The sequence below is a fragment of the Pseudoalteromonas maricaloris genome, assembly GCF_024746855.1.
GTDB lineage: Bacteria > Pseudomonadota > Gammaproteobacteria > Enterobacterales > Alteromonadaceae > Pseudoalteromonas > Pseudoalteromonas maricaloris.
In genome coordinates, this window is sequence record NZ_CP024625.1 from 2,472,953 (window position 1) to 2,495,243 (window position 22,291).

At 42.5% G+C, this 22,291-nt stretch carries 20 protein-coding genes; 9 read left to right on the forward strand and 11 right to left on the reverse strand.

Annotation, left to right across the window (positions count from 1 at the left end; genetic code table 11):
• Positions 1-98 precede the first annotated feature (98 nt).
• Complete coding sequence (locus CTT31_RS10745) at positions 99-1,445, forward strand: sodium-dependent transporter (RefSeq protein WP_045987612.1); 1,347 nt, start codon at positions 99-101, stop codon at positions 1,443-1,445.
• A 35-nt stretch (positions 1,446-1,480) separates the two neighbouring features.
• Here the strand turns inward: CTT31_RS10745 and CTT31_RS10750 are convergent, their stop codons facing one another.
• Together CTT31_RS10750 and CTT31_RS10755 are read right to left on the reverse strand one after the other, a co-directional pair.
• The gene (locus CTT31_RS10750; RefSeq protein WP_260491236.1) at positions 1,481-1,927 is read right to left on the reverse strand and encodes a GNAT family N-acetyltransferase; all 447 of its coding nucleotides are present in this window, start codon (positions 1,925-1,927) and stop codon (positions 1,481-1,483) included.
• 94 nt (positions 1,928-2,021) lie between these two features.
• Entirely contained in the window at positions 2,022-2,765 is a 744-nt protein-coding gene (locus CTT31_RS10755; protein ID WP_010605088.1) for a sporulation protein, read from the reverse strand.
• Positions 2,766-2,896: 131 nt separating this feature from the next.
• Between CTT31_RS10755 and CTT31_RS10760 the strand changes: the two genes are divergently transcribed.
• Both CTT31_RS10760 and CTT31_RS10765 read left to right on the forward strand, forming a co-directional pair.
• Positions 2,897-4,468 (forward strand): cation:proton antiporter family protein, encoded by a 1,572-nt coding sequence (locus tag CTT31_RS10760; protein WP_045963476.1) that lies wholly within the window; start codon positions 2,897-2,899, stop codon positions 4,466-4,468.
• Positions 4,469-4,745: 277 nt separating this feature from the next.
• Positions 4,746-5,033: a hypothetical protein gene (locus CTT31_RS10765; RefSeq protein ID WP_010373837.1), complete on the forward strand. Its 288-nt coding sequence runs from the start codon at positions 4,746-4,748 to the stop codon at positions 5,031-5,033.
• 188 nt (positions 5,034-5,221) lie between these two features.
• On the opposite strand, the gene CTT31_RS10770 is transcribed toward CTT31_RS10765, so the two are convergent.
• The 6 genes from CTT31_RS10770 to ilvY all read right to left on the reverse strand — a co-directional run bounded on the left by CTT31_RS10770 (position 5,222) and on the right by ilvY (position 13,665).
• Positions 5,222-6,208: a sterol desaturase family protein gene (locus CTT31_RS10770; RefSeq protein ID WP_211857818.1), complete on the reverse strand. Its 987-nt coding sequence runs from the start codon at positions 6,206-6,208 to the stop codon at positions 5,222-5,224.
• A gap of 117 nt (positions 6,209-6,325) precedes the next feature.
• Positions 6,326-8,533 carry a TonB-dependent receptor family protein gene (locus CTT31_RS10775; protein WP_260491237.1) on the reverse strand — a complete coding sequence of 736 codons (2,208 nt, stop codon included), beginning with the start codon at positions 8,531-8,533 and terminating at the stop codon, positions 6,326-6,328.
• Positions 8,526-9,794 (reverse strand): imelysin family protein, encoded by a 1,269-nt coding sequence (locus CTT31_RS10780; RefSeq protein ID WP_211857820.1) that lies wholly within the window; start codon positions 9,792-9,794, stop codon positions 8,526-8,528. The genes CTT31_RS10775 and CTT31_RS10780 overlap by 8 nt, the downstream gene beginning before the upstream one ends.
• 82 nt (positions 9,795-9,876) lie before the next feature.
• Positions 9,877-11,703, reverse strand: a complete 1,827-nt coding sequence (locus CTT31_RS10785) for an Ig-like domain-containing protein (RefSeq protein WP_260491238.1) — start codon at positions 11,701-11,703, stop codon at positions 9,877-9,879.
• Positions 11,704-12,012: 309 nt separating this feature from the next.
• Positions 12,013-12,708, reverse strand: coding sequence for a response regulator transcription factor (locus CTT31_RS10790; RefSeq protein ID WP_211857824.1), 696 nt, complete (start codon positions 12,706-12,708; stop codon positions 12,013-12,015).
• A gap of 63 nt (positions 12,709-12,771) precedes the next feature.
• On the reverse strand, positions 12,772-13,665 hold the full coding sequence (ilvY, locus tag CTT31_RS10795) for an HTH-type transcriptional activator IlvY (RefSeq protein WP_010605095.1): 894 nt from the start codon (positions 13,663-13,665) through the stop codon (positions 12,772-12,774).
• A 105-nt stretch (positions 13,666-13,770) separates the two neighbouring features.
• Between ilvY and ilvC the strand changes: the two genes are divergently transcribed.
• The 4 genes from ilvC to CTT31_RS10815 all read left to right on the forward strand — a co-directional run bounded on the left by ilvC (position 13,771) and on the right by CTT31_RS10815 (position 19,756).
• Entirely contained in the window at positions 13,771-15,243 is a 1,473-nt protein-coding gene (gene ilvC, locus CTT31_RS10800; RefSeq protein ID WP_039497351.1) for a ketol-acid reductoisomerase, read from the forward strand.
• A 270-nt stretch (positions 15,244-15,513) separates the two neighbouring features.
• Positions 15,514-17,415, forward strand: coding sequence for a methyl-accepting chemotaxis protein (locus tag CTT31_RS10805; protein ID WP_211857827.1), 1,902 nt, complete (start codon positions 15,514-15,516; stop codon positions 17,413-17,415).
• A gap of 197 nt (positions 17,416-17,612) precedes the next feature.
• Positions 17,613-18,812 carry a tetratricopeptide repeat protein gene (locus CTT31_RS10810; RefSeq protein WP_039497346.1) on the forward strand — a complete coding sequence of 400 codons (1,200 nt, stop codon included), beginning with the start codon at positions 17,613-17,615 and terminating at the stop codon, positions 18,810-18,812.
• A gap of 8 nt (positions 18,813-18,820) precedes the next feature.
• Positions 18,821-19,756 (forward strand): M20/M25/M40 family metallo-hydrolase, encoded by a 936-nt coding sequence (locus CTT31_RS10815; protein ID WP_211857829.1) that lies wholly within the window; start codon positions 18,821-18,823, stop codon positions 19,754-19,756.
• Here the strand turns inward: CTT31_RS10815 and CTT31_RS10820 are convergent.
• The gene (locus tag CTT31_RS10820) at positions 19,684-20,016 is read right to left on the reverse strand and encodes a GIY-YIG nuclease family protein (protein ID WP_211860033.1); all 333 of its coding nucleotides are present in this window, start codon (positions 20,014-20,016) and stop codon (positions 19,684-19,686) included. The genes CTT31_RS10815 and CTT31_RS10820 overlap by 73 nt on opposite strands.
• 181 nt (positions 20,017-20,197) lie before the next feature.
• On the opposite strand from CTT31_RS10820, the gene CTT31_RS10825 reads away from it, so the two are divergent.
• Complete coding sequence (locus CTT31_RS10825; protein ID WP_211857832.1) at positions 20,198-20,557, forward strand: outer membrane protein assembly factor BamE; 360 nt, start codon at positions 20,198-20,200, stop codon at positions 20,555-20,557.
• A 305-nt stretch (positions 20,558-20,862) separates the two neighbouring features.
• Here the strand turns inward: CTT31_RS10825 and CTT31_RS10830 are convergent, their stop codons facing one another.
• Together CTT31_RS10830 and CTT31_RS10835 are read right to left on the reverse strand one after the other, a co-directional pair.
• Positions 20,863-21,198: an RnfH family protein gene (locus tag CTT31_RS10830; protein ID WP_010379113.1), complete on the reverse strand. Its 336-nt coding sequence runs from the start codon at positions 21,196-21,198 to the stop codon at positions 20,863-20,865.
• Positions 21,198-21,632: a type II toxin-antitoxin system RatA family toxin gene (locus tag CTT31_RS10835; protein WP_099028822.1), complete on the reverse strand. Its 435-nt coding sequence runs from the start codon at positions 21,630-21,632 to the stop codon at positions 21,198-21,200. Before CTT31_RS10835 ends, CTT31_RS10830 begins: the two co-directional genes overlap by 1 nt.
• Before the next feature lie 141 nt (positions 21,633-21,773).
• Here CTT31_RS10835 and smpB point away from each other — a divergent pair, with 141 nt between their 5' ends.
• On the forward strand, positions 21,774-22,256 hold the full coding sequence (smpB, locus tag CTT31_RS10840; protein WP_010379116.1) for an SsrA-binding protein SmpB: 483 nt from the start codon (positions 21,774-21,776) through the stop codon (positions 22,254-22,256).
• Positions 22,257-22,291: the final 35 nt, after the last annotated feature.

The window sequence follows — 22,291 nt, forward strand, 5'->3', positions numbered from 1 at the left end:
AAACTTGCGCTAAATCAAGATAATTTACTCTTTTTATTTCTTTTTAATTACAGTAGATTGTCAGCGCCGTTAGAAATTTTTAGAGAAGTATAATAATTATGAGCAATGTCCGAGGAGAGTTCAGCTCTCGCTTTGGTTTTATTATGGCCGCCGCAGGGTCGGCGGTAGGTTTGGGAAACATTTGGGGATTTCCAACACAAACGGCATCCAATGGTGGTGCTGCGTTTGTTTTAGTTTATCTGGTTTTGGCTTTTTGTCTTGCTTATCCAGCACTAATGGCAGAACTCGTCATTGGTCGTCACGGCCAAGCAAATGCCGTATCTTCACTGCGCAAACTAACAAATACAGCATGGCAAAGTAAACTTGCTTTTGTTGTCGGATTCGGCGGCATAATTTGTGCGGGTCTTATTTTAAGTTTCTATGCCATCGTGGCGGGTTGGATGTTTAGCGCAACACTTGAACCCATCGCGGAAGTTGCATCAATGACTCAAACGCAATCTTGGCTTGCTGATTCGTCTATGTCGCGCAACATCGTCTTTACAGCCGCCTTTATTGCACTCACCGTGCTTATAATTAGTAAAGGCGTAGAAAACGGGATTGAAAAGTGGTCAAAGCGTTTGATGCCTGCACTTATCGGTATTTTATTCTCGTTAATTGCGTATGTATTAACCCAAGAAGGTGCCGTTGAAGGTCTTAAGGTGTATCTTGTTCCTGACTTTTCTTCTGTGCTTAATCCGCAGTTACTCGTTGATGCTCTAGGACAAGCATTTTTCTCGCTTTCGCTTGGTACCAGCGTGATGATCATTTACGGCTCATACATTAGTAAAAAAGAGAATCTAGTCTCACTTGGTGCCATGGTTACCTTAATCGACGTCTTTATCGCATTCGTTGCCGGCTTACTTATCATTCCCGCCATGTATGTCGCGCAAGCGCAAGGCGTAGAGATTTTTGCAGCTGACGGCTCACTGCTAAATGAAGACACCTTAGTGTTTCAAGTATTGCCAGCATTGTTTGATAGCATGGGGAGTATTGGCCTTTTGGTAAGCTTCGCTTTCTTTGCTCTGATGAGTATTGCCGCACTCACCTCGTCTATTTCGATGCTAGAAGCGCCCGTATCCTATGCCGTTGAACGTTTTGCATTGGGCAGAGTACAGGCCACCTGGATCATCGGTACCCTGGTAACAGCCGTGAGTTTCACCATTTTGGTAAACATCGAAACCCTGTTCGGCTTTACTGTTAGCCTAACAACTAAGTTTGGTCAGCCATTACTTGGCATGCTGTGCTGTGTATTTGTCGGTTGGATTTGGCACAGAGCAAAACTGCTTAAAGAAATTGAATCAGGATGCCCGGAAGTTGGCAGTAGTTTTTTCTGGAAAGTATGGCCTTGGTACATCCGCTTTGTTTGTCCAATTGCTATTGCTGCGGTATTTTTAAATTCACTATAATTTCGCTCATAAAAAGAGGCTACTCGTAGCCTCTTTTACTTTTTAACAAATAGCATATCCTGATGCGGGATCCCATCTTCTAGATATTCTTCACCTTGCTTCACAAAGCCGAGCCCCGTATAAAACTTGTCTAGATAACACTGCGCAGAAATAACTAGAGTCTCATGGGTAATATCCGTTTCACAACAAGCAATCGCACGATGCATAAGGTCATGTGCAACGCCCTGTCCTCGCAGCGTTGATGAAACAATAACACGGCCAATGGATGCAGTAGTTACGGATTTTCTATAACAACGTGCATAGGCTAAAATTTGTTCATCTTTTACCAAAAATAGATGTCGAGTGTCAGGCGCCCTATCGGTATCATCAATTTCTGGATAGGGACATGCTTGTTCCACAACGAATACATCAACCCTTAGCTTTAAAATCTCAAAAAGCTCATCTTTAGTGAGCGCATCATAACTTCTAATTTGCCAATTCATTTTCTTCTCTCATTTATGCTTGGAACATTCTCTCATTTATGCTTGGAACAAAAACGCCCAGACAAAGCTGGGCGTTTTAGAGTAAATTAAGTGATTATGAGAACAGCCGCTCCAACTGATCGCACAATTGAGAGATATTTACGTGATCGTGCTCAATCGTTAGATCGACGTAACCATCCCCTCGAAACGCTCTGTCTAACTCTATCAGTACATGAGTACGATGCGCTTCAGGTACAAACGAAAGCTCAACTTCTTGTAGTCCAAATAATGCACGTGAGTTTGGTCGGTATTCTAATTCTTGGTAACAACCAGAAACAGACTGAAACTCAGACGCTCGTAAATAGCCCTTTTCTACATCCGCTTTCACTAAATGGAAGCCTAAACGCTCCATCGCTGTCATACATGCTTTCACCGCTTCATTTGGATAAATGTGTAAAGCATCTTTGTCTGACGGATCGATTGCTAAATCAATGTCTAAACCAGTTTCAATCCAAACATGACAACGGTTGAAGCCCGCATTGATTTCTGTGATTGGTGTTTCTGAATGAAGTCGAGCTTCAAAAGGAATAACTTTTTCTTCGCCTGGGCCTATCGTGAAATTATTACCTACACGCCAACGGTCAATAACATGATTACTAAAGTATTCTCCGTCTTCCCCTTCAACCTTAACTCTTGTCATTAGCGCAAGCTCTAAACCTGTTACTTCTTGGCTAACGTCACCGCCTTTTACTACAATTTGCGCTTGAAATTTCTGTCCCGGGTGCAAATGCTCTGTTTCCAATACAGTATCTACTTTTGCCGCACCGATACCGACAGATGCTAGGATCTTCTTAAACATTACGTCTCCTGTCCGGTATGTCCTTACCTGCATCATAACCATATTTTTTCCAACTTGTCAGCGAAAATTTATAATTTATATATCAGGAGGTTTTGGTACACTGCTCATATCTTGGATAAAAATTTAAAGTTATGGAACTGCTCTATTTTGCTGTCGCATTTGCATGCGGATTTTCTGTTTATCAATTAAAGCTTCCTCCTTTGATTGGTTTTTTGATGGCAGGCTTTGTCTTAAACCTACTTGGCCATAAAACCACGGACTTACTTACCCAACTGGCAGATCTTGGTGTAACGCTGCTGCTTTTCAGCATCGGCTTAAAGTTACGAGTTGGTAACTTGATAAAGCCTCAAGTTTGGGCGCCAGCGAGTATGCACATCATTACCAGTACAGCGTTTTTCGCTAGCCTGTTGTTGATGCTAGGGGCGATGAGCCTACCTTTATTTACCGACCTAGACTGGCAAAGCGCTTTATTGGTTGGCTTTGCATTTAGCTTTTCCAGTACCGTTTTTGCGGTAAAAGTGCTGGAAGAACGCGGTGAAATGGCAAGTCTTCACGGTAAAATCTCAATCGGTATTTTGGTTATGCAAGATATCTTTGCGGTTATCTTTCTCGCCGTCAGTACGGGCAAAGTACCCAATATTTGGGCACTGGCACTGCTTGTAGTGCTACCGCTTGTACGCCCAGTTATGTTTTGGGTATTAAGCCGTTCAAAGCATGGTGAGTTACTTCCTCTTTTTGGCTTCTTTTTTGCGCTAGTAGCAGGTTATCATGCCTTTGAATTTGCGGGTCTCAAAGGTGATCTCGGCGCGCTGATCATGGGTATGATTTTCGCTCCACATAAAAAAGCCGGTGAGTTATCAAAATCACTACTGAATGTAAAAGACATCTTGCTTGTTGGCTTTTTCTTGAATATTGGTTTGAATGCCACGATTACACTGGACGCACTTTTAATAGCGATTCTGCTGGTAATTGTTTTACCGATTAAAGTCTCTCTTTATTATCTCTTCACCAATATGTTCAAATTGCGTGCTCGTACATCGCTATTGAGCGCTTTTACACTCACTAACTATAGCGAGTTTGGTCTTATCGTGTGCGCCGTTGCATCTGCTTCTGGTGCGGTTGCCCCTGACTGGTTAGCGGTCGTGGCTATTGCTGTTTCTATTACTTTTGTGATTGCGTCTCCGCTAAACAAACGTTCAAACGAAATCTACGTTAAATTAGAGCCTTGGTTATTAAAGTTTGAGAGCCAAGACCGCTTAGAAGAAGAGCTCCCCGTGAACCTGACCGATACCAAAATCGTAATATTTGGCATGGGAAGAATTGGAACAGGTGCTTATGAAACGATACAAGCTAGCTTCCCAGACACCGTTGCGGGTGTAGATATTAAGCCTGAGGTAGTTGAGAAACATGTATCCAGAGGCCGCAGAGTATTGACCGCTGACGCAACCGATCCTGACTTTTGGCAACGTGTAAATCATTCTGAAGTAGAAATGGTAATGCTCGCGATGCCAAAGCATATGCAGAACATTTACGCACTAGAGCAGCTCAAAGCATCAGGTTACAACGGCCAAGTTACTGCCATTGCGAACTATCCTGATCAACAGAAAGAATTAGAAGAAATGGGTGTGAATTCTACCTATAACTTCTACCTTGAAGCAGGTAGTGGTTTTGCAGAACACGTAAAAGAGAAATTATTTACTTAAATTAGATATTGGTTCTCAGTATCATAATTGGTACTGAGAACTATTTTCATATTCAGATCATTGTGTTACGTCTAGACGTCTATTTTTATTGTTTCATTCCTCTCATTATTCGATTTACAAAGCTTTACATCCAAGATGGTAATTTGCCCCGACTTCAGAGTAAACTGATCACATCGGACATGGCGTAAGTATCTATTTTATGAACATAAATTGATACCGAATGCCTTTTGAACATCGTGTCACTGGATTGTGAACAAGCACTACCTCTGGGGGTTTTATGATTAAGAATAAATCTAATGGTCAATTTTCTGCAGTAGTGGATGACGTCAAGGCTGCGCCTTTTTCAGACCTCCAAGAAAGACTAGACGCAATTCAGGACAGCGGCATGACAGCGCTGGCAATTCGCAATATCCTGTTTCATAAAATGCTCGATATGCATGCGGTACCAAACGATCATTATTTAAGAGATGAAGAAACTCCGAGCCGTTTAGACGATCCAAAACTAATTGAGAAGTTAAATGAGCTAGGCTTTTTCCGCAGCAAGCCTTCATCGCAACTACACTAGTAAAGATTTAGGGAGCCTACTCTCCCACATAGGCTGACAATGCCCGTCGTCAGCCTATTTTCCTCTTCCAAGCACAAGCTTTCACCTCTTTCACAAGCATCCTAATAAAGTAATAAATAGCGTAAGCTATTACGGTGATTAGCAACACCAATTTTTCCCTGCAAAGAAGTGGAGCTGAGTAACCGAGATCAGTCACCCTGCGAAGATTTTAGTGGTGGGTTATTTTTCTTTTTCGGTAATAACGTTTTCCAAGCCTGCTCAAATGGCTTCAAATAAATCGCGGTCAGTGAATCATGCCCTGCATCATATTGTCCGACTCCAATGGTAATTTTACCCGCACTCGAAGCCTTAATCAGCGAGCCATACATACGGTCCCAAATGGCTAGCGCTGAACCTAAATTGGTATCAAAATGGATTGGATTGTCACTGTGATGCACTTGGTGTTGTGCCGGACTAATAAACCAATTCTCTAACTTATCACCCCAACTCAGCCAGATATGTGAATGCCTTAAATTGGCCCCAAAGATATTAAATAAAAAGACAAACGCATTCGCACCAAGAATATCGTACATGCTCAAACTACTGCCAAATACGTAATACCCTATTCCGACTACTATCCCCTGAGTTAATGCCATACGACAGGCGTACAGGTAGCTTTCAACGGGATGTGAGCGATAAATGGTAAAGGGAGTCAGGACTTTTGCAGAATGGTGCACCTTGTGAAACTCCCAAAAGAATGGGATTTTATGTAGGATCAGGTGCAGCAAGAACCGAGTGAAGTCATCGACTATAAATAAAAATAACGTAAATAGTCCAATCACCAGCCATTCTGGCGCTTCAAGATGTAAAGCTGGACCAAAAAGCGCTTCAAGCCCACCGGATAACCCTAGCGCCACCGGTACCATAGTCAACACGATAGGCGTGAACGTCGCCGCCTTTATCAATCGATTTGTGACCAATAAACAGTAATCGAGCTTGGCGCTTTTGCACCACCACACTTGCTTGGGAAACAGAAACTTTAAAAAACCTTTACCAGAGCGCGCTTTTTCTGTGGCGATATAAACAGGAACAGCCATCAAAATGGCACTAAACAAGTATGGCAAATACACTCTTTTATTGGCATCGAACAAGTAGCCTGGGAGTTCAGTAATGCTTTGCCATAATTGCTCTAACATAGTCATTTCCATCAAAAAGAAATAATGAGTTCATATATTTTTGGAATAGCTCCATAGGTCTAGCGACAGGCGCCATGAAGCTGCGGCCCTTATTTTAAGAGCCGCATAGACAATCAATTAAAACTGGTATTTATAGCCTAAACTAAATTGTCTTGGTTTGCCTGGGCGCGCGCCATACGGGCGGCGACTGACAATTTCTGCTTCATCGAACAAGTTATCGATTTTAGCATAGATTTGACCATACTGGCCTAGCTCGTAACTTGCAGATACATCAACGATGGTTGTGTTTGGCACCTTTGCGCCTTCAAGTACAAGCTCAAAGTCTTCAGTGCTTCTGCCAGCAGCTTCGCTCATCTCACTGATGTATTTGATGGCTACGTTAACTTTCCAGTCACTTGCTGCGAGGCCAATGTTAAAAGTGGCTTGATGAGATGGTAAATACGGAAGCTCATCACCATTTTTAATATAACCCCATTGTGCGAACGTTGTCGCACGCTCATTCTGGAATTCACCTTTCGTATAGGTGTAGGTGAGACTATAAGGGATATCCAGTTGAAGGTTCAAAGGGTAACGTTGTGCAAACTGCATTTCGAGACCGTAAACATCCACCTCACCGCCACTGAATTGCTGATCTTGCTGGTCATCAACACCACAATTAGACTGACCACAGCTTTCGTTCAGATTCTCATAATCGTTGAAAAAGCTCACAATCTCAAACTGAGTCACACCATCATTAAAGCGCCCACCAAATTCGTAGTTAACACTCCTCTCAAGCTCTATATCTGGATCTTGTTGTGGTGAAGAAGGCACAAAACCTTGGTGCACACCAAATAAAAGACCGGCATCATCAGAAAGCTGATAGAAACCACTTAGGCTAGGTAGCCAAATACGGGTGGTTTTATCAATCCAAACATCGGCATCTTTATTATCTTGGTAAGACATGTCCATCAGCTCGCCACGAAGACCAAGGCCGAGTGTCAACGCATCAAGTTGTACTTTGTCTTCTAGATATACCGACCACGCTTTAGTATTTTCAGTATTCAGTGATGTAAACTGCTTTGAACCCTCTAGCAACACAGGTGAACCACCTTCCATTGCATACGCTTGCTCAAAGTGTTTGCGCTCAATTTCATCTTCGTGGAAACGCACACCAACTGCGATGTCATGAGTTAAATTAAACAGGCTAAAGCTGGTATTGGCATCGACTTGAAGACCTTGAGAGAAATACTCACGATCATTAGTCCCCATATTCAAAAAGATATTTGAACCTGCAACGACAGAATCCCTTGCCCCTGTGATCACGCCGTACTCATTTGCAAAAGTCTCTGGGTTTGCCATGATTTTTGAAAGGGATGGCCCACTTTTACTACCTAGACTATTAAGCTTAAGCCAAGCTCGCTCATAGTCATTACGGTACAGCCTTGTTGTAACGTTAAAGTCTTTGCCATCAAGTACATGAGATAACATTACCTGAGTATGCTTGGTATCCATTTCTGCAGGCTGAGACGCTGCGTATCGACGATACGGGTTTTCAGCAAAATCAGCATCCGTTAAACCTAGGTAGGTTTCATCGGACAACTCGTCGGCATAGCTGAGTTTTAAGCCAAATGTATGGTTTAGCTCACCTTGAGAAAGTTTATAATTAAACTTAGCTAATATATCGTTCTTCTCAAACCCCGTATCACCACCGCCATCAAGCTCTTTAAAACCATCGGCCTGTAGATTTACCGCTTCGAATAAGAAGCCGACATTATTTACTACTGAACCGTAGTAACCGTGTGCTTTGGAATAACCGTCGCTGCCAGCCGCAACATCAATACCGCCTTCTGTAAATTCTGGCACTTGGCGAGTCACTAAGTTGAGCGCACCAGCAACTGTTTGCGGACCATGCTTGATAGCCGCTGGCCCTTTGAACACCTCAACCGCAGTCATACGAGTCGTAACCGGAAAATAATAAGCAGCCGGCGCAGAATAAGGAGCTGGGCCAATGAGCACACCGTCTTCCATAATGGTGATTTTTTTGCTTCGCTCAGGTGTTACACCACGAAAACCAATGTTTGGTCGCAGGCCATAACCATCTTCTTCACGAATATTAACACCAGGTACATTAGAAAGAATACGGTGAATATCGTCGTATTCGTATTCTGCCAACTGCGCTTCTGACAACAAGGTTGCAGAGCCGGCTTCTTTTCGCAATTTATCGTGATGGCTGATAATAGAGATATGCTCAATATCTTGATTATCATCCGCAGCTTGCGCTTGAGGTAGTGCAAAAATTACCGCCACCGCTAATAAAGATTTCTTCATGTTCATGCGCTTAGTCATTGTCACCTGCCGAAGTTTGTGGAAGTTCTAGGGCGAGCTTTTCGATAAACTCGGTCTTTAAATCATCCGTCACTTTTTTAACGTCTGTATGCGTTTGCGTCACTTGCTCTGTAGAACCTGCAAGCTCAGCTTTCAGGCTCGCATTCATCGCAAGCAGAGTAGCTTCTGCCTCCGCTAGCCCTGCAAGCATGCGCTCTTTTACATCACTACCGTTCTCAGCATCTAAAAAGTCGTCAAAGCCCAATGTATTCTCAGCATCTTGGCCATTACCAGTGAAGATGTTTCTAAATGCTCTGATGTTAGCAAGTAAATTCTCTTTCGAATGTTCTGCAATTGGCGACTCCACCGCTTCAGGGCAAGCCTCTAAACCACACGCATTCGGAAAACCTAGGCCTAACGGCGTCGCTATTTTGCCGTCTTTTAGCTCTTCGGTCATGTAAAATAGCGCCTTTGATATTTCATTGAGCGCTAAGTGAGGCGTGTCAAACGGTGACCCTGGTTGTCCTGCATTAACAAGTTTAGCTGCGTAGCCATTTTCTCCAGTCCATTGAGACAGAAGTGAACTACTCTGTGCTTCAATGTCTTTAGCCACTTCAGTCGCAAACTCACAACGCGCAACCGCTCTTTCCTGAGTTGAACGGCTATTCCATGGTGCCAAAGCATCATTCACTGACGAGCAGTTGTGATCAAGGTTGGCATTGAATAGAAGGTGCTCTAAGGCAGTTAAGCCTTTACGGTTTGCAGTACGCTCAGAGATATTATAAGGATTGCTAGCATTACCGTTAATAACGCCATCCTCAAAATACACCACATCCAAGTCGATATCACATAACGAGCCTGTAGCGGGCCAAACATAAATATTATTTTTAAGCTCTTTACTATTGGCAGTAAGTGGACCCATTTGCATCAATTCAACATACTGCCACCCAACCATAGCGTTGCGCCAACTTTGTTGAGCATTTTGCTTTAACGCAGCGGTATTTTCAGCCAGTACTTTTTCAGCACTACAATAACTCGCAACTTCAAGTTGTTGTGTTACAGCGAGTTCATTGAATTGCTCAATTGCAGGGGTAAGCACATTATTCACAAGGTTATTTACCAAGGCTGCTTCATCAAATTGCGTAGGTAAAGTTGGGTTATCCGTTCCAGAGTTATTATCCTTCACTCCAGGTCCTTGGCTACTTGAAGTACTTTCACCACAACCCGACAATACCAAAGCCACAGCGACGGCAGCAGCACTTAAACGTTTAGATACTCTCATTTGTATTCTCTATTATCTATATACAACAAAAGGTTAGCAGAATTAACGGCTAACCTTTTAACGTTATAAACGAAAATTTAGATTACCAGTTGGCAACATTCTCAGCATCGAAATCATATGCAGTTGCAATGATTTCTCGCGCTTCCAATAAAGCAGTCTTATAAGCTTCCACTTTATCTGCCGCGAATTCAGGCTTATCACCCATTAACTCATGGATTTTAACAAAATCTGCATCTGTAACAGGAGAAAACGGATTAAACTGGAAGTTTAATGCGAAGCCTTTCATTTCAGACCAGTGCTTTGCTACTGCATAGAATTGATCAGCATCAAAATCACCTGATGCGATATCGTCTAAATCACCATCATCATTTGAGATTGTATCATTGATATAATGCACAACGGTTGCAGCGATAGACTTTTCCCATGCTAGCAACGCTTGATTACGCAATGTTTCTAAGCGTGCTTTGTCCTCGTCTGACCACTGCGCAACATTAGTACCAACATTAGCGTTGATAAGTTTACGCGCTTCAATAAACGCTAATTGTGCTTCAGCGCTGAAGTCCGTTGGGTTAGCGTTAGATTTAGTGCCACGGTCACGCTTTGCTGCATTGGTTGAGTTACCAAAGTTAAATTCAGATAGTAGATCGATTTTGCCGTCATTATCCAAATCATGATAACCACTTGCATACGCTTCACGGCCACCTTTAGCTGAAAGTTCATCGTCTGTGTAGTCTAGATAATCAACAGCAGCACCGAAATAGCCATAGCCTTCATCAAACTTGTGTTCAAGTTCAGTGTAGCTTTTGCCATCCGCTAATGTCGCGTTATCAGCTGACTTTTCACCAATGAGTAAATCATCTAGATAATCGTCCGCACCTTGAGAAAGCGATACTGCACCGTTTAAGTGTTTTTGCATTAGCTGGGCAAGATCAAGGCCTTCCGGTGTTACATATAGTTTGTTCAGCGTGATAGCTGTGCCATTATGCTCTGCTTTGATTGTTGAGCCATTTTCAAATTGCTGAAGTTGCGCTTGTAGCAGGTCTAAATAGTGTAGGGCTAAACCTTCAGGTGTTTTTGGCTGTGTACCAAAGTTAACCCAACCAGCCATGACACCATCCTCTTCCCATGCTTTATGCATATTAGAGGTATCACGTCCCGCAATTTTACCACCTTCGCCAGCGACGTTTTTCAGTGAACTTGAAATTTGTCCTAATGTAGTTTGTGCAGCGTTTGCGGCAACAGCGAAATCAAGGGTTTCATCCAAGACCACTGTGTCTGTCGGCATTAAGAAGGTTTTAATCTCAGTGATTGCCGCTTCAGCTGTTTTTTGCTCCGCCGCATTACCCACAGTTTCATTATTAAGCTTACCCATTAGGCTCTTAATATGAACCATAGCTGCGTGACGTGCGATTTGGCCAGAATAAGAAACTGAAGATTCGCCTTGTGTGTTATTAAAGGCATAGCGGTTTACACCCGCTTTGTTTTCTTCAGCAATTTGTTGAACAGCAATTTCAGCTTCAACTTCTGTTTTTTCGCCTTTACTGTCGGTTGCAGTGATAGTTACCGATACTTTACCGCCTTCAACCTGTTCGAAGTTTAGTGCGTTTGCAGCTTTGAGCTTAACCGCACCATCAACAATTTCAAAACGGTTGTCAGAGATGGTTAGTGTCAATGCACTTACTTCATCGCTATCGTCAGAAAAAGAGATATTTGCAACCGCAGCACCAAGCGTATCCTCAGATACTGATGCACTGTCTACGGTAATAGTAGGTGCAGCATTGGTGGCAGGAGGTGGTGTTGTGTTGTTATCGTCGTTGTCATTTGAGTTGCTGCTAGAGCCACCACATGCGGTGAGGCCTAAAGTTGCAGCGAGAATAGCAGTCGTTAACAGAGACTTTTTAAGTGCCATTGAATTGTTCCTTTGAGACTAATTATGTTTATATTTTCATAACTAGGCGTAAAGTATACACACACCTAAATAGCAATCAATATTATTTGCATTGTATAAATAACAATTTTTTTAAAAATGCTACGTAACAGCTAACTACTCCAGCGCTATCACTCGTGAAAGAGAATGCTGATACTCCATATAAAACAAAGGGATAGCATCATAAAAATGACGTTATCCCTTTGTATCAGAAACCTGTTTCACAAATTTCTCCGAATTGAACATTCGAAAAATCCGAAGTATCTTTGCGTTAAATCAAATTGTTACTTTTTAGTTCCAAACGTCGGTAACAAATAAGTAACCCTGACGCCAAATCGTTTTGATCTTCTCTGGACGACTCGGATTATCGTGTAGCTTTTTACGCAAGCGAGAGATGCGAACGTCTATTGTCCGAGTATCTGGGCGATAATATTTGCCAAGGATCTGCTCGTATACAAAGTCACGTTTCACTACTTTGCCGCCATTGCTCGCAAGTAACCATAGCAACTCAAACTCATGGGTTGTGAGGTCAATGCGCTCCTGCCCATAACTCACGCGCCTGGTGTTTTTGTCGATATGCAGCTGGCCAAAGCTTAATTGCTCTGGCTCATCGTCAAACTGCGAGTTTGCAGCTTGCCTTCTTAACACTGCATCAAGTCGAGCTCGCCATAATCTAGGCTTTGCGTCTTTGGAAATAACTTCGTCAGCACCGAGCTCTAAAAACAGGCTGTGAACATCCTCGTCATCGCTGTCAAGACTGACGATCACGGGAGCTTTAAATCTTTGTCTAAATTGGCTGATTGAATCGCAGGTTGGTACGGATGCGATAGCTTGATCAAGCACGATACCGTTAATAGATTTCCCTGAAAAACCGTTCAATTGACCTAATTCCCTCAACAACTCAACAGTATAGCCTTGCTCTTCAAGCATTTTTTGTTGTGATGTCAATATATTGTTATTGCTTTGTGCAACCAAGATAGTGGACACGGACGCACCTCATTCATTCAACATGGATGAACACAGTGTAGTCACGCAACCTGAATGGATGCTTTACAGCGTAAATAATCCTTTTGCCGTATCCCAAAGTGCTTTAACAACTGGGTCATATAACCGTTTATTCTTAGTTACAAGTCCAATTTCAATTTCATCCGATCTAAGCTGTAAAAGCTGAACTTGATTCTTAAATGGACTTTGACTAATTACTATCTCGGGGACACACGCAATACCAAACCCTAAACTCGCGAGCGCAACCATAGCTTCATGACCCGAAACATGCGCATAAACTTTAGGAACAAAATTGTGTTTTTTGCAAAAGTTATCGATTCGATCTTTTAACACGCCTTGCTCTGGCATAATAAAAGACAGCCTCTGCCACGGCATTTCGCTATGACTATATTCATCAATAATAGACTTAAGCGGACAGTCCATCGTTGGGCCAATAAACACCAATCTCGAACGGCCGATTGGCAAGTACTCAATACCGTTCGGTAGATGTTTTGGCTTCACTGCTACCGCTACATCTTCCTTACCACTAGCCACTTCTGCTATTGAATGCGCGGGATCACCAGTAATAAGATTTAACTCTACTTGCGGGTACAGATGGCGAAACTTGGAAAAAAGATCATAAATAAAACTGTAAGTCGCGGTCACTGAACAAAATAAACTCAGCTCACCAGTCAAAGGCTTATCATCGTCAACGCATTCACTCTTAAACTGCCGCCAGCTTGCTAATGTCGCTTGCGCGTAATGAACAAACGCCTTGCCTTGCTGAGTCAACTCAACGGTGCGATTATCTCGTAGGAATAAAGGCGCGCCAACTTCCTCTTCTAACTGCTTGATTTGACGGCTTAATGTCGGAGGACTTACAAAGCAACGTTCACTCGCCCGAGAAAAATGCAGCGTATCTGCAAGTGCCAAAAAATATTTAAGTTGTTTGTGATTCATAGTATTTCACCTTTTGAAACACTATAGTTCAAATATATCATTTTACGCAATCAAAAGTTCGCCCTACTCTGACTTCAATCTATTTCTACAGAATCAGGAAATATCATGTCGAATTACTTTAATACTTTATCTTTACGTGAGCAATTAGCTCAGCTTTCTCAATGTGAATTCATGGATCCAAAAGAATTCGAACAAGGTGTCGACGTTCTGATTGGTAAAAAACTGGTCATCGTTGGTTGTGGCGCACAAGGCTTGAACCAAGGTCTAAACTTAAGAGATTCTGGCTTGAACGTCAGTTACGCACTACGTCCTTCAGCAATTGAAGAAAAACGTCAATCGTTTCTTAATGCATCTGAAAACGGCTTTATTGTTGGCACTTATGAAGAACTCATTCCTGAAGCTGATTTGGTTCTAAACTTAACCCCTGACAAACAACATACTTCTGTTGTAAACGCAGTCATGCCGTTAATGAAAAAAGGCGCAACACTTGCCTACTCTCACGGCTTCAACATCGTGGAAGAAGGTATGCAAGTGCGTGAAGATATCACCGTAATCATGGTTGCACCAAAATGTCCTGGCACAGAAGTACGTGAAGAGTACAAACGCGGTTTTGGTGTACCTACGCTGATTGCAGTTCACCCTGAAAACGACCCTGAGGGTAAAGGTCTCGCGCAAGCTAAGGCATATGCGGCGGGAACCGGTGGTCATCGTGCTGGCGTATTGCAGTCATCATTTATTGCTGAGGTAAAATCAGATCTAATGGGTGAGCAAACCATCCTATGTGGTATGTTGCAAACTGGCTCACTACTATGCTTTGACAAAATGGTAGAAGAAGGCATTGAACCTGGATATGCATCAAAGCTCGTACAATATGGCTGGGAGATCATCACTGAAGCGCTAAAACACGGTGGTATCACCAATATGATGGACAGACTGTCTAACCCCGCTAAGTTACGCGCATTTGAACTGAGTGAGCAACTAAAAGACATCATGCGCCCGCTCTACAACAAGCATATGGACGACATCATCAGTGGTGAGTTTTCAGAAGGTATGATGGCTGATTGGGCTGAAAACGACAATAAATTGCTTACATGGCGTGCAGAAACCGCACAAACTGCGTTTGAAAAGCAAGCGAATACTGATGCTGAGATTTCAGAGCAGACTTTCTTCGACCAAGGTATTTTGATGGTTGCTATGGTCAAAGCTGGTGTAGAGCTAGCGTTCGAAACCATGACAGCAGCAGGCATTATTGATGAATCAGCGTACTACGAATCACTACACGAAACGCCGCTAATCGCGAACACCATTGCGCGCAAAAAGCTGTTCGAGATGAACCGTACTATTTCTGATACCGCAGAATATGGTTGCTACCTGTATAATCACGCATGTCTACCACTATTGAAGCCATTTATGGAATCAATCACAAAACGTGAGATTGGTGAAGGCTTGTTAGACAGTGACAATTATGCTGACAACCAAAAGCTCATAGCTGTAAACCGTGCGATCCGTAACCATCCGGTAGAAAAAATAGGTGAAATCCTTCGCGGTTACATGTCCGATATGAAAAAGATTGTTTAGTAAGTAGAAATAAATTTGCGTCAATAATATAGCAAACTAGTTCGCTTGTTAGTAACCAAGGCCACTTTCCACCCTGAGATTGTGGCCTTTTATCTCTATTTCTCAACATAACCACCCATTTAACTCAAATACAGTTAACACTAAATACTGAGATTAACTTTATTTTATAAACCAAAATTATTTTTTTGTGACTTGGATTGTTACTTGTTCCGAGCTGGTTATTTACTATGCTAGAATAATCGGTTCCACGGGATTACACACACTAATCGAATGCAAAACACAGGTTTAACAATTACTCAAAGAATTACCCTTTTGGGTAGTCTCATTGCGATTGCTGTCGCTTGTTTAATCGGGTTTACCTCGCTTTACAGCGCCAAAACGCTCATTAATGAACGCATGATGCAGTCTGAATTGCCAAGCAAGATAGAAAGTATCAATAAATCATTAAGCAAGCAGATAGACACGTTGAAAAATGCAGCCGAGCAGCTTTCAAGCAATTTATTAATCACCCAAAGTGCCAAGCAAAATACTTTGGACGAAAAACTTCTTGTCAACGAACTCAAGCGTATTGCGGCGCAGTATGACTTAGTTACGGCTTCTTGGGCTAACCGCGAAACCAATCAATATTGGAATCAAAACGGCTTTCTGCGAGTACTAAATAGAGAGCAGGATGGTTGGTTTTTCGGCTTTACCACTAGTGGCTCGCCATACTCTATTAGTATCTATCAAGAAGCACCGGGCGATGTAAAAATGTTTGTAAACCATCAACAGCTAAGCGGTGTTGGTTTAGCTGGACTTGCGAAAAGTATTGATGACATGCAGGCGATGCTTGCTAATATGAAAATCGAGCAAAGTGGCTTTGTTTTCGTCATTAATAGGCAAGGTACGGTGCAATTGCACCCAGATGCAAGCAAAGTCGCAAAGTCCTCAATTGAAGACTTTTACGGCCAGCACAGTCGCGATTTTACCTCCACACATGGATTTATCGTTAAAGAGTTGGAAGTGGGTGGCGAAACCAATTTAGTTGCAGCGAGCCCAATTCCAAACACAGATTTGCTTGTTATTGCCCAAGTGCCAACCAGTGAAATCAATAGTGGGATCACTTCTTTGCAGTGGCAAATCATTGGTTTTTCGCTGGTGATTGCGCTAGTGGCGAGCTTTTTTAGTATGCTGCTGGCTAAAAACTTAAGCGCGCCACTTAAAAAGATGGCAGATTTATTTGAACAGCTTGGCAGCGGCGACGCAAAACTCAATTATCGTTTACCAGACTCAGCACAACCTGAACTTCATGCTTTGGCTGGCGGCTTCAACCAGTTTATGGCTAAGATCGAAGAAGCTATCCACATGGTTGCGGAAGAGAGCCGTTCAATTCGCGTGACGAGCGAAGCCGTGTTTAAACAGAGCCAGCAAAACTCTCAGTCTCTGGATGAACAAAAGTCTCAAACTATGTCTGTTGCCGCGGCAATCAATGAAATGGGTGCGACAGTACAAGAGATAGCGAGCAGCGCGACCAATACGGCAAAATTAACAGAAGAAAGTAAAGCGTCAACTAAGCGCAGCCGTCAAGGTGTGCAAGAAAGCCAAGAAACACTTCACTTACTTGCTGGTGACATCGAAAATATGGCAGGTCAAGTCGCTACATTGGCCGAAAAAACACAGTCCATTGCCAACATCGTTGATGTGATCAGAGGCATATCTGAGCAAACCAACTTGCTTGCACTCAATGCCGCGATTGAGTCTGCGCGTGCGGGTGAGCATGGCCGTGGGTTTGCCGTCGTTGCAGATGAGGTGAGAGCGCTTGCGAGCCGTACATCACAATCTACCGACGAGATCCAAGCAACGATATCTGAATTAACTCAGGTGTCTGGCGCTGTCGTAAACCAAATCCAACAATCCAGTGAACAAGCAGAGCAAAGTGTTCAAACAATGCAATCGTCAGTGGAGTTAATGTTGGAAATATCGGAAACCGCAAATCAAATAAATGACATGACCGCGCTTATCGCAACAGCGACAGAAGAGCAAAGTAATGTCGTCGCGGACGTCGGCCGCAACATCGAGCAAATTAGCGAAATAAGCGATGCCGTGATGAACGAGCAACTTGACACGGAACAATCAATTCAGCGTCTTGCTGCATCAGCAAAAGCGCTTGATGATCTCGTCGCGAGCTTTTAACCTCTGTTCAACTCTAAAGTAAGCCTGCATGTTTGGTCTTGTAGGTTTACCCTTTCAAATTGTCTCTTTGTTACATAGTGTAACAATCACACCGCGCAAATTTTGCAATTATAGTCTAAATTCAATAATAGTAAGGGCCAAAGGTAAGCAATGAAGCCATAACTAAAAGTCAGCCGAATGCCCAATCTGGAGGTTGTATGAAGATAGTAATTCAGTTCTCTATTATTGTGCTTAGTGTTTTACTTAGTGCCTGTAATAGCACTCCCAAAGCGACGATAGACACGTCAATTCTCAATTCAAAGCATCAATTTAATATCCAGCCTGTAGAGTCATACTCAGAGGTATTTCAGCTAAACAATCAAATTAAAGCAAAACTCGCGCAATATTTTCATAACGACGAAATTGGCGTTAAACGCGCAAAAATGTTGATGGCGTTTTTGGTCAATAGTGGCGACGATTCAATGTCATATTTATCTGGTGCTAATCTCACTGCCAACCAAGCTTTTAGTAATATGAATGCCAATTGTCTTTCGCTTTCAATTTTAACCCATGCTATCGCGAGACAAGTGGGTTTGAGAACACAATTTCAACGTGTACACATACCCGAATATTGGGATGAGAGCCAAGGCTACAGCTTGCTTACAGGGCACGTAAACATAAAAATATTTGAAGTGGATAATACCCAAGATTCTGTAAAAACACTGTATGTCAAACCCGCTTCCGTTACCGTAGACTTTGACCCTAATAGCAGAGCACAACATTTTAGTACATCGGCAATAGATACAAACACTATCTTATCCATGTTTTATAACAACAAAGGCGCCATGGAAATGATTAATGGCGACCTTGACATGGCCTACAGTTACTACAAAGCAGCGGTAGAGAGCGATCCCTATCACGATGGCGCATGGGGTAATCTTGGGATCCTATATCGCCTAACTCAACAGTACGACCTTGCTGAGCGCGCATATAACCAAGCACTTGCCATCAATCATGACAATCGAAACGCACTAGGCAATCTTGCAAAACTTTACCACCTCACAGAGCGTGACCACGAAGCAAAAGTGATCGAAGCCAATATTCACAACTTAAGAAAGAGCAATCCCTATTATATGCTAGTGTTGGGTAATGAAGCGTTTAAGCATGGAAATTTAAGTCGCGCTAAGCATTTTTATCAAAAAGCTTATCAACTCGACCATAGTATTCACGGCAGTTTCTTTGGATTAGCAAAAGTCGCATTTGAGGAAGGGAATAGAGAAAAAGCAGAGTACTACCTCAATAAAGCATACAAAGCATCTGTCTTCGAGCACGACAAAACACGCTACGAAGGCAAATTAGCCTTATTGAGAGGTGTTGCAAGCAACCAGTTAAATTCCACAGACAACGATGAGAGATAACAATAACAATGAAGAAGCTCCCGTTCAAACTACTCGGCATAATGCTGACCGCGATATGTACCACGAGTGCAGTGGCGCAAACGCAACATCCAAGTATTGTTCATGTTGATAATATATTGGTGCAGGATTTACAAACACTTACGAGCATTAGTCACCAAGGCCGTAAAAGTGGAGCCCAATCGCCTAACATCAGTGCACAATATATTTTTGCTGCTTTTGAGCAATTAGGTGGAAATCCGAGCTATCAGCACTTTACCTTTAGAGCCGGCATTTTTAGTAAAGACGCAGGTCACAACATCACAGCGACTTTGCCTTGCACCCAACCTCGTTGTGACAAGGCCATTGTTATCAGTGCGCATTACGACCATTTAGGAACCACAGGACAGAGACATTATCCAGGCGCCAATGATAATGCATCTGGCGTAGCTGCGATGTTACACATGGCTAGGCAACTCAGTAAAACAAATCGCGCTCGCGATATTTTGTTTGTCGCAACCGATGCAGAAGAGCGCGGCTTACATGGTGCAAAACATTATGCCAAGCATCTTAACCGAGAAGTTGAACTCAACATCAACCTTGATATGTTAGGGATAAATAACAACAACCGTTTATTTGCGTTGTTTTCACCGGGTTTCAAGGAATATAAAACAGAGCTTCAGAACAAGGCGCAATCTTCAATAAAATTGACCATAGTATCGTCACAACGACAAATTGAGCGTTATACAAATAATCCTAGAATTGATTGGCACAAAGCAAGCGATCACTACGCCTTTTATCGCCAAGGGATCCCCTATATTTATTTCGGTATGGGTGAAGATAAACATCATCACACCACCAGAGATACACTAGAGAATATGGATTTAAATAAGTATCAGGCAGCGGTAAACCTCATCAATGACTTTATTTTGTCATTAACGCGTTCGCCTTTTGACTCTACTAGCTGAATTTTTTGTGCTTTTGTAAGCTGCTTAACATGCCACTCAAGTTTTGCAGCTTGAGATTTAGTACCAGCAGCACATTGAAATTTTAACGTTAAGGGCCCTTTACCTTTTAAATTTTTTGCCCCCTTCCCAGCCTGATGCTGCTCTATGCGTCGCTCTACATTGGTTGTTATTCCTGTGTACCAATGACCAAAGCGCGTTTCTAGGATATATAAGCTCCAAATAGCTTGGTGATCCGTTTTATTGGGCTCGCTAAGTAACATTTTTCCTAGCACTAACAGGCTCTCCTCAAAATCTTATCAATGACTTCTACCACACATGGCAGCTCTTGCAACTTATCTGCGAACTTTTTACACTTAGTGCAGTCCAATTCCGCTAAGAGACTTTACCTTCTCTGTGCAATCGGTATCATGCAAATAACTGATAATAAGGATACACAATTTCATGCTGTCTAATAAAACCCTTTCTGTTTGGCTCAGTGCTGTAGTTATGACGGTATTTATGTCTGGCTGTTCAAGCTGGATTTATCGCATCAACGTGCCACAAGGTAATTTCTTAGAGCAGTCAGATGTAGATAAACTTCGCGTGCAAATGACCAGAGAGCAAGTGCTATATGTGCTAGGTACACCGCTTGCTAAAGATACTTTTAACAACAATATCTGGCATTACCAGTACGTATTTAATATTGATAGAGAGTCAGAGGTCAGAAAGTCGTTTAGCGTTTATTTCGAGAATGACAAACTAGTTCGCGTAAGCGGCGACTTCGAAGAGCCAGAAGAATTTAACACTCCTTTAGACTCATAGAGTCAAAGGGCACACATCATTTCGTAGTCAAAGGGGAAAGGTATTTCCCCTTTTTTAATTAACCTGAGGTTTGGATAAGGAATGAGCTAACTCATTGTTTTTAATACCACATTAAATTATACCCTTATCTAGCCAGACAGTTTTAGGGATAACACCGCTTCCGCGTCCTGCTCTCGCTAAGGTACCTACATCCTGTAGGCAAGGCGAATTTACGCACCTATAGTTGGCTATTGGAAGTGAATTCAACGCAGTTAGCGCTAAAACTGGCTGCTAGAAAGGCATTAACTATCCGAAGCTCAGGTTAATTATTCCTTATCTCCTAAAGAGACAGGTCGCCCACCGGTAACTTTGCTTGCACGACCTTCTTCTTTTGCTTTCTCCGCACGGCGCCTGCGCGCTTCTTTCGGGTCAGCAATTAACGGACGATAGATTTCGATTCTGTCACCATCACTGACTACTTGCTGTAATTTTACCGTTCGGTTCCAGATCCCGAGCGTCAAATCATTCGCATCTATCTCTGGGCATTTTTCTAAAATCCCTGACTGTAGTACTGCTTGCTCAGCAGACGTCCCCTCAGGCACATCAACCGACAATGACGTCGCGCTGTCTGGCAATGCAAATACCACTTCAACCTTTATCATCATCTCGCTCCGTAAACAACTTTGGCTCGCTGGGTAAACGCAGACACCATATTCTTGGCCACTTCATTAAATAGCTTGCCAAACGCCATCTCAATTAATTTGCTCGCGAATTCAAACTCTAATTTTAAACTCACCTTACAAGCCTGTTCATCAAGCGCGGTAAACTCCCAATAACCATTTAAAGACTTAAATGGTCCATCTACTAGGCACATTTTTACTCGATTGCCGTCAAATTCATTTTTTGTGGTAAACCACTTTTTTAGGCCGGCTTTCGAAATTTCTAGACTCGCGGTCATCCCTTGTTCATCATTGCTGATAACTTTTGCATCTGAGCAATGCGGCAGAAATGCGGGATAAGCGTCAACATCATTGACCAATTCAAACATTTCCTTGGTGCTATACATCACCAAAGCACTTTTTTCTATCTGTGGCATAGACACTCCAAATCTTAATACAAGGATTTTACCAAGGTTTTGCAGATTTATCTTGTTTGCAGCCACTGACTAAGTAAAAATACGTCACATTAATGAAAAAGCGCTGTCTTAAAACAGGATTTATAGGTAGACTAAGCCATTATGGCAAAGAAAAATTCAAGTAAATCAAATAGCAATACCATAGCGCTAAATAAAAAAGCGCGTCATGAGTATTCACTACATGAAAAGTTCGAAGCAGGTATCGAATTACAAGGCTGGGAAGTAAAAAGTATCCGCGCCGGTAAAGTCAATATCTCAGATACTTACATCCATATCAAAAACGGCGAAGCCTATTTGTTGGCCAGTCAAATTCAGCCGCTAAATAGTGCCTCTACACATGTGATATGCGATCCGCTTCGTTATCGTAAACTGCTACTAAATAAACGTGAAATCTCACGTCTTATCGGTGCGACCGAGCGTGATGGTTATTCTCTGATTGCCACAGCAATGTATTGGAAAAAGTGCTGGGTAAAACTCGAGTTCTATCTTGCGAAGGGTAAAAAGCAACACGATAAACGTGCTGATATTAAAGACCGTGACTGGTCACGTGATAAAGAACGTTTGATGAAACACAATGTACGTTAATTTATTTTAATATACGAACAGAACGAAAAAAGCAG